This is a genomic window from Klebsiella sp. 2680, assembly GCF_900198535.1.
Taxonomy (GTDB): Bacteria; Pseudomonadota; Gammaproteobacteria; order Enterobacterales; family Enterobacteriaceae; genus Klebsiella; species Klebsiella indica.
Window position 1 is genome coordinate 250,079 of the sequence record NZ_FZNJ01000005.1, and the last position, 12,282, is coordinate 262,360.

General features: G+C 52.3%; 13 protein-coding genes and 3 tRNA genes. 5 read left to right on the plus strand and 11 right to left on the minus strand.

Translation table 11 applies throughout. The features are described from left to right. Positions 1-29: 29 nt before the first annotated feature. From deoC to FN037_RS20225, 10 genes are all read right to left on the minus strand, one after another. Entirely contained in the window at positions 30-809 is a 780-nt protein-coding gene (deoC, locus tag FN037_RS20180) for a deoxyribose-phosphate aldolase (RefSeq protein ID WP_142503047.1), read from the minus strand. Between the two features lie 421 nt (positions 810-1,230). Further along, on the minus strand, positions 1,231-2,508 hold the full coding sequence (locus tag FN037_RS20185; RefSeq protein WP_138361845.1) for a NupC/NupG family nucleoside CNT transporter: 1,278 nt from the start codon (positions 2,506-2,508) through the stop codon (positions 1,231-1,233). Positions 2,509-2,654: 146 nt separating this feature from the next. Next, complete coding sequence (locus FN037_RS20190; protein WP_138361844.1) at positions 2,655-3,434, minus strand: TatD family hydrolase; 780 nt, start codon at positions 3,432-3,434, stop codon at positions 2,655-2,657. After that, positions 3,431-4,504 carry a patatin family protein gene (locus FN037_RS20195; protein WP_138361843.1) on the minus strand — a complete coding sequence of 358 codons (1,074 nt, stop codon included), beginning with the start codon at positions 4,502-4,504 and terminating at the stop codon, positions 3,431-3,433. Before FN037_RS20195 ends, FN037_RS20190 begins: the two co-directional genes overlap by 4 nt. A gap of 120 nt (positions 4,505-4,624) precedes the next feature. After that, complete coding sequence (locus FN037_RS20200; protein WP_071200058.1) at positions 4,625-4,786, minus strand: DUF1328 domain-containing protein; 162 nt, start codon at positions 4,784-4,786, stop codon at positions 4,625-4,627. Positions 4,787-4,909: 123 nt separating this feature from the next. Next, positions 4,910-5,521 carry a molecular chaperone OsmY gene (gene osmY, locus FN037_RS20205; protein ID WP_142503048.1) on the minus strand — a complete coding sequence of 204 codons (612 nt, stop codon included), beginning with the start codon at positions 5,519-5,521 and terminating at the stop codon, positions 4,910-4,912. A 218-nt stretch (positions 5,522-5,739) separates the two neighbouring features. Next, positions 5,740-7,329, minus strand: a complete 1,590-nt coding sequence (prfC, locus tag FN037_RS20210; protein WP_138361841.1) for a peptide chain release factor 3 — start codon at positions 7,327-7,329, stop codon at positions 5,740-5,742. Between the two features lie 92 nt (positions 7,330-7,421). Further along, positions 7,422-8,099: a pyrimidine 5'-nucleotidase gene (gene yjjG, locus FN037_RS20215; RefSeq protein WP_142503049.1), complete on the minus strand. Its 678-nt coding sequence runs from the start codon at positions 8,097-8,099 to the stop codon at positions 7,422-7,424. A 14-nt stretch (positions 8,100-8,113) separates the two neighbouring features. Beyond that, positions 8,114-8,560 (minus strand): ribosomal protein S18-alanine N-acetyltransferase, encoded by a 447-nt coding sequence (gene rimI / locus FN037_RS20220; RefSeq protein ID WP_138361839.1) that lies wholly within the window; start codon positions 8,558-8,560, stop codon positions 8,114-8,116. Next, positions 8,529-8,942 carry a DNA polymerase III subunit psi gene (locus FN037_RS20225; RefSeq protein ID WP_138361838.1) on the minus strand — a complete coding sequence of 138 codons (414 nt, stop codon included), beginning with the start codon at positions 8,940-8,942 and terminating at the stop codon, positions 8,529-8,531. The genes rimI and FN037_RS20225 overlap by 32 nt, the downstream gene beginning before the upstream one ends. Positions 8,943-9,099: 157 nt before the next feature. Between FN037_RS20225 and rsmC the strand changes: the two genes are divergently transcribed. From rsmC to FN037_RS20245, 4 genes are all read left to right on the plus strand, one after another. Further along, the gene (gene rsmC / locus FN037_RS20230) at positions 9,100-10,128 is read left to right on the plus strand and encodes a 16S rRNA (guanine(1207)-N(2))-methyltransferase RsmC (protein WP_138361837.1); all 1,029 of its coding nucleotides are present in this window, start codon (positions 9,100-9,102) and stop codon (positions 10,126-10,128) included. A gap of 166 nt (positions 10,129-10,294) precedes the next feature. Further along, positions 10,295-10,381 (plus strand) — tRNA-Leu (locus FN037_RS20235). A 27-nt stretch (positions 10,382-10,408) separates the two neighbouring features. Beyond that, positions 10,409-10,495, plus strand: a tRNA-Leu gene (locus FN037_RS20240). 31 nt (positions 10,496-10,526) lie between these two features. Continuing rightward, a tRNA-Leu gene (locus tag FN037_RS20245) sits at positions 10,527-10,613 on the plus strand. 19 nt (positions 10,614-10,632) lie between these two features. Here FN037_RS20245 and FN037_RS20250 read toward each other — a convergent pair. Further along, a complete protein-coding gene (locus FN037_RS20250) occupies positions 10,633-10,872 on the minus strand; it encodes a DUF1435 domain-containing protein (RefSeq protein ID WP_138361836.1) in 240 nt (79 codons plus the stop codon). A gap of 265 nt (positions 10,873-11,137) precedes the next feature. Here FN037_RS20250 and FN037_RS20255 point away from each other — a divergent pair, with 265 nt between their 5' ends. After that, entirely contained in the window at positions 11,138-12,184 is a 1,047-nt protein-coding gene (locus tag FN037_RS20255) for a GGDEF domain-containing protein (protein WP_138361835.1), read from the plus strand. The last annotated feature ends 98 nt before the right edge of the window (positions 12,185-12,282 follow it).

Genomic DNA, 12,282 nt, shown 5'->3' on the forward strand with positions numbered 1-12,282 from the left:
ACGTCACTACAACTCCGGCAATATAAGGCTTAGTAGCTGCTTGCGCTCTTGCCATCCCCGTGGCCCAGCGCTTTCAGCAGGCTTGCCAGCAGGCTGGATGCGCCGAAACGGTAGTGACGGGAATCCGCCCAGTCAGCGCCAAACAGTTCGTCAGCAATAGCCAGGAACTGCTGCGCATCTTCAGCGGTACGCACGCCGCCAGCCGGTTTGAAACCAACGGTTCTGGAAACGCCCATATCGCGGATTACTTCCAGCATGATGCGTGCGCTTTCCGGCGTTGCGTTAACCGGGACTTTACCGGTAGAGGTTTTGATGAAATCCGCACCGGCTTTGATGGAAATTTCAGACGCTTTACGGATTAACGCTTCTTCTTTCAGCTCACCGGTTTCGATGATCACTTTCAGCAGCACGTTTGCCGCTGCACAGGACTCTTTACAGGCTTTCACCAGATCGAAGCCCACCTGCTGTCGACCTTCGATCAGCGCACGGTACGGGAATACCACGTCAACTTCGTCCGCGCCATACGCGATGGCTGCGCGGGTTTCCGCCAGCGCGATGTCGATGTCATCATTACCGTGCGGGAAGTTGGTGACGGTCGCAATGCGGATCTCCGGCGTGCCTTGCTCTTTCAGGGCCTTACGGGCAACAGGGATAAAACGCGGGTAAATGCAGATTGCAGCAGTATTTCCAACCGGGGTTTTTGCCTGATGGCACAGCGCGATCACTTTTTCATTGGTGTCATCGTCATTCAGGGTAGTCAGGTCCATCAGTTTCAGCGCCCGCAGGCTGCTTGCAGCTAAATCAGTCATTTTATACTCCGACGGCGTATTGCCGGTTTAACGTTTATTCACTTTGCGAGACTGTTACTATTGTAACATCATCTCGCACTCACACTTCGATACGTATCACAATTAATGAAAGACAATTGCTAATTTGCATTAATTAAATGTGATATTACTCACACAAAAACCCGAACTCAGGCGTTCAGGGTCAACCGGTGCGTACGCATCATCCCCTCTTCTGCCAGATCGTAAATGTGACAATAATAACATAACACCATATTAAAACGTGCTGTCGGTGTGCAGAATTTACCCAAAGCGACAGAGAATCCTTATTATTTATTGATAAATAATAAATTTATTTTATTGCTGAAATGAGGGAATTTTAACAATCAGAAGGCGAGTGCCAGCAGCGGTGTTGCCGCTGGCCTGTTTTATCGTTAAGCGTGAGTTATAACGCGAGGAATACACCCGCGATTGTGGCGCTCATCAGGTTAGAGAGCGTACCTGCCGCAACGGCGCGGATACCCAACTGGGCAATATCCTGACGACGGTTAGGCGCCATTCCTCCTAACCCACCGATCAGAATCGCAATGGATGACAGGTTAGCAAAGCCGCAAAGCGCAAAAGAGATGATAGCCTTGGTATGCGTGGAAATCACCTGTAAACCTGCGGCGGCAACGTCAGCATCAGCTTTCAGATATTCACCAAAATTCATATAAGCGACAAATTCATTGATGATCAGCTTCTGGCCGATAAAAGAACCGGCAACGGTAGCCTCACTCCACGGTACGCCAACCACCCACGCCAGCGGCGAGAAAACCCAACCGAGGATCAATTGCAAAGAGAGATCGGGATAGTTAAACCAGCCGCCAACGCCGGAAAGAATACCGTTCACCAGCGCGATCAGGGCGATAAACGCCAACAGCATCGCGCCAACGTTAAGCGCTAACTGCATCCCGGAAGCCGCGCCGGAGGCGGCGGCATCCAGCACATTCGCCGGAGCCTCTGGGTCGGCGTCATTTTTCCCCATCGCCGGACTGTCCTGCGGTTTCTCGGTTTCCGGTACAATAATCTTCGCGAACAGCAGGCCGCCAGGCGCCGCCATAAACGAAGCGGCAATCAGGTATTCCAGCGGCACACCCATCTGCGCATAGCCGGCAAGAACCGACCCGGCAACAGACGCCAGGCCGCCGCACATCACCGCAAACAGTTCCGAGCGCGTCATCGTCGCAATATAAGGACGCACCACCAGCGGCGCTTCTGTTTGACCAACAAAGATATTCGCCGTGGCTGAGAGCGACTCCGTGCGCGAAGTTTTCAGCACCGCGCGCAGCGCCCCGCCAAGAATGCGAATAATAAACTGCATAATGCCGAGGTAGTAGAGTACCGCGATCAACGAAGAAAAGAAGACAATCACCGGCAGTACGCGGAGAGCGAAAACAAATCCACCGCCGCCGAAAACCTCAAACATCTTATCGGAAACCAGCCCACCGAAAATAAAGCTGATCCCCTCATTGCCATAAGCAATCACGTTGGCAACACCGTTCGACATGGCCAACAGCGCCGTGCGACCCGCCGGTACATAAAGAACCAGTGCACCGATCCCCACCTGGATAATCCAGGCGCCGAGGACGGTACGCAGATTGATGGCCTTTCGATTGCTGGAGAGAAGCACAGCGATAGCTAACAGCACCACCATGCCAAAAAGTCCCATGAGAATTTGCATACAGAATACCTGTGTATTAATAGTTCGACCTAAAAGCCACGCGATTATAACGGTATGAAATCATCATTCTCATTTCAGCTCACATATTTTAAGCAAATCGATGATATAAAAAGGCAATAATGAGATATCCGTCACTTAACAGATCGTCACAGGAGGGCAAAAACGTCTTTGGTATTACACATTATGGCATGGGCGATCACTTCCGCAGGTTCCCGTCGAAGCTCGCACAGGCTGGCGAAAACGCGAGCCACCTGTTCAGGGCTGTTCGGCTGTCCCTGAAAGCCATTCAATGGCATATCCGGCGCATCGGTCTCCAGCAGCAGCGCCGAAAGAGGCAACCTGGCCATCACATCGCGGGTCTTACTGGCGCGTGGATAGGTAATCGTCCCACCTACGCCAATTTTATAGCCCAACTGTACAAAGCGCTCCGCCTGCTGCAGGCTACCGGAAAAACCATGTACCACGCCGGTTCGCGGTAAAGCATGTTTTTTCAACAGCATCGCCAGCTTATCGTGGGTGCGTCTGGAGTGAATAATAACGGGAAGATCGTCACGTTTGGCCAGCCGCAGTTGCGCTTCAAATATTGAAATCTGGCGTTCAAACTGCGGATCTTCACGATAAAGATCGAGGCCGATTTCCCCCACCGCCACCAGCTTGTCGTGACGCCCGGTCAGACAGATTTCAAGCTGTTCAAGGCTACGCTCATCATGCCGCTCAATGACTATCGGATGTAAGCCCAGTGCGGCATATATCGCATCATGTTGCTCCGCCAGCGCCAATACCCGACTGAAATTATCCGCTTCAATTGCCGGTACCACGATCTGCGTAACGCCAGCGGCCGCCGCCCGGGCAAGACTGGCGGTTTCATCACCGGTAAAAGGTGGAAAGTCAAAGTGGCAGTGAGTATCAATAAATCGTAAGGTCACGCCAGATCCTCATTATTCATGCTGGTATCATTGGCCTGTGACGTGGCGACAATCGACGCCTGATGAATCTCATTGGCCACAGGTGCAGGCGGAACAACGCTCGTTTTCGGCACCGCGATACGCGGCGCATGGCGCAACAGCGGCGGCTGGTCGGCCAACAGTTTACCGATCGTGGCGAGGAAATAACGCCCGCACTGGCGTCCGGTTTTGTAGTCTTCCAGTAACGCCGGAATACGGCTACCTAACACCATACTCTTCAAGGGTTTCTGCGGATATATCTCCAGAATACGCAGCTTGCCCGGAGGTTTCTCAATAAACTGTTGCGTAGCACGATAGGTGGTTTCGTGATGCTGCACCAGGTTCACAAACGTCTGCAGGCTACTTTCGCCAAGCCACCGTTCCATTCGTTGAAACCACTTCGGCGTATAGTACATCTGGGAGGGAACGGTGCGAATCACCACGATGGTCTGCGCCCCCCGACGGGCCGCTTCCTGCACGGGTATCGCGTCGCTGACGCCGCCGTCGAGGTAGCTGACGCCATCCAGCATCACGCCGCTGCGATAAAAGCCGGGAATAGCGCTGGACGCGCGGATCAGATCAAGCCAGGTTTGTTGGGTCGGGGAAAAATAATTTGCCATATAGTCATCACCCCGGCAGGCGCACATCCAGAACGCTTTTCCCTGCGCAAAGCGTTCTTCCGCGTAAGCCATTGCCAGCGGCATCCTTTGCGCGGTGGTCTCCACCAGCCAGTCCAGATCGATAAGGTTACCGCCGCGAACGAAACGCATCGGGTCGAAAAATTCGCGAGAGGTGGTATAACGCGTGATGACCTTACGGGCATAACCGGGTTGGTTACAGATATAGGCAGACAGGTTTTGCGCTCCGGCTGAAGTGCCAAACATCATATCGAATGGGTTAAATCCCGCGCGCATAAATTCGTCCAGCACTCCGGCGGTAAAAATCCCTCTCTGCCCCCCACCTTCGCACACCAGGGCGAGTTTGCCCGGCGGGAAGGGTTTTACAGATAATGGCGTGATGTTGCCCAGCGTAACGGGAATGCGATGCCCCACCCTGCTTCCTGCCTTACGTATTGTAAAAAACAAAGGTAACGCAATTTTTAACGCCCGAAAGCAGAGAAAGCCAGTCGCAGCGACTGGCTTTATGTAAGACGGTATTTCACAGGCTAACGTTCAGGGGCGCCGACGGCCGGTAAAGAGACTGACCAGAAACAGAATAATACCAACGATAAAGACAATTTTAGCAGCCCAGGCAGCGGTGCCCGCCAGGCCACCAAAGCCCAGGGCAGCAGCAATTAACGCGATCACCAGAAAAATAATACCCCATCTAAACATACGTCTCTCCTTACCAGAGTTAATGACGGTTGATTTTCTGCGCGTTCAGACCGCGCATACACAACCCTGTGGTGCTACACATTCAGCGGAAAGACCGCAGAGAAATGCTGTTAATGAATGGATTTATTTGACGCTAAGATCGTTTTTTACGCTTTTGACGCCGGAAACGGCCTGGGCAATCGCCTCCGCCCGCGCCGACTGTTTGCTGGAGGCGACCGTGCCGGATAAACGCACGATGCCATCGGTGGTCTCTACCTTCACGTTTCGCGACGGAACAATATCGTCAGCCAGTAATTTAGCTTTGATTTCACTGGTGACTGCCGTATCGCCAGCGTAACCCTTCAGGGACGCGGATTGTTCGTTCTGCACGCTAAGTTTGTCGTTAACGGAGTCCACACCTTCAACGGCTTTGGCAACGCTAAGCGCCTGTTTACGCTGCTCAGCGCTATCCACCGTCCCGCTTAACGTAACGACTTTATTTTCGGTTTTCACAGAAATATCGGTGCTGCTAATCTCTTTATGGTCAATCAGTGCCGCCTTCACTCTGGCGGTAATGGTGCTGTCATCCATGAAATTACCGACTTTATCCATCGAATTATCCACCGCCTGCCCCGCACGGCTGGCAGCAGATTTGACGCTATCGAGGGTTGAGTTTTCCGCATATGCCGAGGCGCTGATGATGGCTGAGCCGAAGAGGAGAGCCAGTACTGTCCTGGCGTTCTTTGGTCTTGTCATTGTGAGTTCCTCGTTATTTTTTAACAGATAAAGCAAAATAAGCAGTCTATTAAGCCAGAAATGTAAGAATGACTTATTAAATGTAGTAGAAAAACCAGAAAACGCGGCATGAGCAGGTAAAAAAGCGCGACGAAGCGCCACAATTAAGAACTTTCCAGACAGGCAATCGCAGAGGGTAAAGTGCGTGGAGCGCGGCGAAAACCGCGCTCCGGAGTGGATTAGTGTTCGCGTGTTTTTCGGAACTGCACGTCAGGATAACGTTCCTGGGTCAGGTTCAGGTTAACCATCGTCGGAGCGATATAAGTGAGGTTATCACCGCCATCAAGCGCTAACTGAGTTTCGTTCTTACGCTTAAACTCTTCGAACTTTTTCACGTCGGTTGATTCAACCCAGCGCGCAGTCGCCACGTTAACCGATTCGTAAATCGCCTCTACGTTATATTCGCTCTTCAGACGCGCCACAACTACGTCAAACTGCAGCACACCAACGGCCCCGACGATCAGATCGTTGTTAGAGATCGGACGGAAAACCTGCACCGCCCCCTCTTCAGAGAGCTGGACCAGCCCTTTCAGCAGTTGTTTTTGCTTCAGCGGATCTTTCAGGCGAATACGACGGAACAGCTCCGGCGCGAAGTTCGGGATACCGGTGAACTTCATCATCTCGCCCTGGGTAAAGGTATCGCCAATCTGAATGGTGCCGTGGTTGTGCAGACCGAGAATATCCCCCGGATACGCCTCTTCCACATGGGAACGATCGCCAGCCATAAAGGTCAGGGCGTCAGAGATCACCACGTCTTTGCCCGTGCGAACCTGGCGCATTTTCATGCCCTTCTCGTACTTGCCGGAAACGACGCGCATAAACGCCACGCGGTCACGGTGTTTCGGGTCCATATTGGCCTGAATCTTAAACACGAAGCCGGTGAACTTCTCTTCTTTCGCTTCTACCTTACGGGTATCAGTCTGACGTGGCATCGGCGCGGGCGCCCATGCCACCAGGCCGTCCAGCATATGGTCAACGCCGAAGTTACCCAGCGCGGTACCGAAGAAAACCGGCGTGATTTCACCGGCCAGGAACAGCTCTTTATCGAACTCGTTAGAAGCGCCCTGCACCAGTTCCAGCTCGTCGCGCAGCTGCTGCGCCAGGTCTTCGCCCACGGCAGCATCGAGTTCCGGGTTGTTCAGACCTTTAACAATGCGCACTTCCTGAATGGTGTGGCCTTTGCCGGTCTGGTACAGGTAAGTTTCGTCTTTATAAAGGTGGTAGACGCCTTTGAACAGCTTACCGCAGCCAATCGGCCAGGTGATCGGCGCACAGCCAATTTTCAGCTCATTTTCCACTTCATCCAGCAGTTCCATCGGGTCGCGGATGTCACGGTCCAGTTTGTTCATAAAGGTCAGGATCGGCGTATCGCGCAAGCGGGTAACTTCCATCAGCTTACGGGTACGATCCTCAACGCCTTTCGCGGCGTCGATAACCATCAGGCAGCAGTCTACCGCCGTCAGGGTACGGTAGGTATCTTCGGAGAAGTCTTCGTGCCCGGGGGTATCCAGCAGGTTAACCAGACAGTCGTGATACGGGAACTGCATAACGGAGGTGGTAATAGAGATGCCACGCTGCTTTTCCATCTCCATCCAGTCAGATTTCGCATGCTGGCTGGAGCCACGGCCTTTTACCGTACCAGCGGTCTGAATCGCCTGTCCGAATAACAGCACCTTTTCCGTAATGGTGGTTTTACCGGCATCCGGGTGAGAAATAATGGCAAAAGTGCGGCGCTTAGCCACCTCCTGCAAATATGGAGACAACGTCATAATTCAATCTTCTTAGTAAACGCGACAACGCGCCGCGCATGTTGAATACGAAAAAATTGCGGCTATTTTACCCATCAATGGAGGGGAGGCAATCAGTGTTTACACAGGCGTTGCTCCAGTTCGCTTAACGAGGTGACCGTCCAGTCCGGATGGAGATCCGCAGGCAGTTCCCGTTGATGAGGGTTGAACCAACAGGTCGCCAGACCGGCGTTGACGCCGCCACGAATATCCGACTCAGCGGTATCGCCGACCATCAACACCCGGGAACGCTCGGGATTTCCCGCCTGCGCCAGCGCATAGTCAAAAATACGCACATCCGGCTTCGCCACCCCAACCTCTTCGGAAATAATCAATAAATCAAAGTGATCGCATAATCCGGTACGCTCAAGTCGCGTCTGCTGCAGTGAGGTAAAACCGTTGGTGATAATCCCCATTTTCACCTTCCCCTGCAACGCATTAAGTAACGATACCGCCCCCGGCAGCGGCGAACAGATCTCCGCCATCGAATTCATAAATGCGGCATTCAATTCGCCAGGGGGGACATTCAGCCGTTCGGCCCAGTTATCGAAGCGCTGATGCTGCAGTTGAAGAGACGTGATAGCGCCGTTCTGATAATCCACCCACAGCGGCTTATTCACGGCCTGGTAATCCTGAAAATCCTCGGCGGAAAACGTCACGCTATAATCGAGAAACATTCGCTGCAGACCGCTAAATGAGTCGAACGTAAATAACGTTTCATCGGCATCAAAGAAAATCCAGTCCCATTTCATCGTCTCACCTTGTCTTACATACTGATTGGCAGCGCCATAATGATTGCATCCTCACGCCCGTCGACCGTGGGATAATAGTTGCGACGAAGGGTCGCCTCGTTAAAGCCTAAGCGCTCATAGAGTGCGATGGCGGCGAGATTAGAGGCGCGCACCTCCAGCCACAGGGTGACGACGCCGCGTTTTTCCACTTCGTCAATCACATGTTCCAGCAGTTCTCTGCCGAGGCCGCGACGCTGAAAAGCAGGATCGACCGCGATATTAAAGAGTGTTGCTTCGTCGAGCACGATTTGCGTAATGGCAAAGGCCGCCATCTCGCCGTCCACTGCCAGTTGAAAATTGAGATAGCGTTCTCCCTGATTGCTGGCAAACGTCTGCTCGCTCCAGGGAAACGCGTGAGCGCGCGTTTCGATTTGCCAGGCGCGGGGCAAATCAGCCGCGTTGAGGGTAGAAATCGTGTTCATGTGCGCAAATTTGTTGCCAGAGCGCCCTGCGGGCAGGCGTACTGGTTTGAAGTTCATCGAATGCGGGTGTCGATATCTGAGCCCCCGCCAGCGGCAGCGGTTCGTCCGTGCCCAATCGCCAGCTATTACAGCGGGTATCCTGCGGCAGCATCGCGACACGTTCAGGCGTCAATTGCATAACCTGTTCCGGGGCCAGGGCCAGCGCGCGTAAAATATCACTGACCAGCGGTTCGCTAAGCGATGGCAATGCTTCCGCCACCATCACCAGACGGATACTCCCGGGCAGCGAGATAGCGATTTCACCCTGTAACGCCCCAGGACGACGTAGCGACCACTGAGTAATCCCCAGTTGCTGTAATTGCCAGTCTCGTCGGGATGTCATAGCGAAACACTCCTGTTAATCCAGCGCGCAATATAACAAATCCGTCGTATCTGCGCCAACAAAGCCGCTGCCGCTGGTCGGTGTCCCGCGTCTGACAAAGAGGCAGCCCGAAAGATAACGTGTATAATCGGCGCCAGTCTCAATGAAGGAGTGTTTCATGTCCGCTTTTACCCCGGCAAGTGAAGTCTTGCTGCGCCACAGTGATGATTTCGAGTCCGCCCGCGTTCTGTTTGCCGGTGACCTGCAGGATGATCTGCCCGCACGTCTGGACACAGCCGCCAGCCGCGCCCATACCCAGCAGTTTCACCACTGGCAGGTACTGAGCCGCCAGATGGGTGAACATGCCCGCTTTAGTCTGGTCGCTGAAGCCAGCGACGTCGCCGGTTGCGACACACTTATTTACTACTGGCCAAAGAACAAGCCGGAAGCGCAGTTTCAGTTGATGAACCTGCTTTCGCTATTACCCACAGGTAGCGATATTTTCGTGGTTGGCGAGAACCGCAGCGGCGTACGCAGCGCGGAGCAGATGCTGGCCGAATATGCGCAGCTAAGCAAAATCGACAGCGCGCGGCGCTGCGGGCTGTATCACGGTCGTCTGGAAAAACAGCCCGAATTCAATCCACAACAGTATTGGGGCGAATACGCGCTGGACAATCTGACAATTAAAACCCTGCCGGGCGTCTTCAGTCGCGATGGGCTGGATATTGGCAGCCAGTTGCTCCTTTCTACCCTGACACCCCATACGAAAGGCAAAGTGCTTGATGTCGGCTGCGGCGCTGGCGTGCTGGCAACCGTGCTGGCAAGCCATTCACCAAAAGTTCGTTTAACCCTGTGCGACGTCAGCGCTCCGGCGGTAGAGGCCAGCCGCGCCACGCTTGCCGCCAACGGCATGGAAGGGGAAGTGTTCGCCAGCAACGTCTTCTCCGAAGTGAAGGGGCGCTTCGACATGATTATCTCCAACCCGCCTTTCCATGATGGTCTGCAGACCAGTCTGGAAGCCGCGCAAACGCTGATTCGCGGGGCCGTCCGTCATCTGAATAGCGGCGGAGAGTTGCGTATCGTCGCCAACGCCTTCCTGCCTTATCCGAACGTGCTGGATGAGACCTTCGGCTTTCACGAAGTTATCGCCCAAACCGGTCGCTTTAAGGTCTACCGGACGGTTATGACCCATCAGGCAAAGAAATAATCTTTCACCTGTTCCGGCGACAGCGCATGCCTGTCGCCGACATCCCCCTTCAGCCGTCCATTTTTGCAACAATCAATCCAACTGATACAATTAACTATTGACGAATAGCTGAAAACCACTAGAATGCGCCTCCGTGGTAGCGATACTTTCATAGTGTCGATGGTATGCGAAGGTGGCGGAATTGGTAGACGCGCTAGCTTCAGGTGTTAGTGTCCTTACGGACGTGGGGGTTCAAGTCCCCCCCCTCGCACCAAAACCACGTTGATATTGCTCGCACTGGGCGAAGGTGGCGGAATTGGTAGACGCGCTAGCTTCAGGTGTTAGTGTTCTTACGGACGTGGGGGTTCAAGTCCCCCCCCTCGCACCAACGAGGCGATATCAAAAATGAAGAATACTGTGCGAAGGTGGCGGAATTGGTAGACGCGCTAGCTTCAGGTGTTAGTGTCCTTACGGACGTGGGGGTTCAAGTCCCCCCCCTCGCACCAATATTCTTCCCCTTCTGAATTATCCCATCAGCCTTAAATTCATTATCATCAGCATCATCCCACTTACCAGCGCGAGACATGACGGTAACAGAACGAAATGCCGTAACTGACGATGCCAAATCATCGCGGCTGACATCAGCATTCCTGAAGTGACTAATCCGCGCCAGGCCTCAACCGACAAATCGGCAAAACCGAGGGCGGTAATCAATATGCCAGGGATCAGAACGCCCCAACCACTCCCTAAGGTTCGCTGCAACATGTTTCCACCTCTCACAACGATAATGATAACCAATATCATATGGTAATTTTTATCATTTGTCATATCTGGTAAGCTGCAAGACTCTATTCTTTACGTTTACGGTAATGACATACATTCATGAAGGTGATAAATTAAGCGAACGAAAACTATATATTAAAATTCCTGATTAATGCACAAAAAAGCTTATTTTGTGTGGTGTTTTTTCATTATTTATTTTTAGCACCCATCATATTGTATTTTAACGACTAATAATGACTACCCCAACATGACTGCACAATCCTGGCGCGTACATCACAAGCAAAAATATCAGTATTCCTTACGGCTCTTCCTGTTGCTTAGTTTTGTTTCTGCCACGTTGTCTCTGGTCAGTCCACTCTTTAGCGTCATTACTTATACTCTGCCTTGCTTTATGATTGTTGGCTGCAGTACGGTTTTGTTGCTATGGCACTGGCGATTTTCCCGGCGTAAAATAAGTATTTCAGTTATTTCTCTTATATTTGGCCTGCTTTGGGCATGGCACATTGCGGTAAAATCAGCGGTGATAGGTTCACCGCATTTTAACTACCTGGTGATTGCCTTATTAAGCGTACTGTTTATTGGCACTATTGCTTTTTCCAGCAATATCATTGCGTTCACCCTGTACTCTTTGCCGACATTTACTGTCTGTTTGATTCTTGATGACAGAGGGCAATGGATACGGATGTGCTGGTACTTTTTTCTGCCCATTGTCGGTATCACGCTACAGAACGTCATTCAGAAGCGTAGCGAAATATTCACTCAAGGGCTTATGGATAAGCTTCTGAAGGAACGTAACACGCTTAACGATCTCAGTATGTTAGATCCGCTTACTGGTTTGTATAACCGCCGAGGTTTACAGAATCAGTTGAATACTGTTCTTTCATTAGAAAATACCGAGCACTACGTCCTGCTGCTGGATATTGATCATTTCAAAGCTTACAACGATCATTATGGGCATATGATGGGCGATCAGGCGCTGATTCAGGTCTCCGCCGCCATCCGCAACGCCGTGCGCTCACGCGATATCGTTGCCCGCTTTGGCGGCGAAGAATTTATGGTGCTGTTGACCAACAGTACGGCGGAAAATGCGCTTCAGGCTGCGGAACGGATCCGTCAACGAGTCTACGACCTGAAAATTCCCCATATGTTTAATGAAAGTGTCGCGACCAATGTCACTATCAGTATTGGTATGACGCCGCTGATTGATGCCGATGTTGATAGTGCGCTGAAACGGGCGGATAACGCCCTTTATGAAGCCAAAAATATGGGGCGTAACATCATTCTCGCCAGCTAGATCTGGCTGTCCCCCTGCACGACATCATCGCGTAGACAAATCTCTTGCCAGGTCAACGTCAGGATATTAATATCAAAAATCATTCTCATTTATATTTT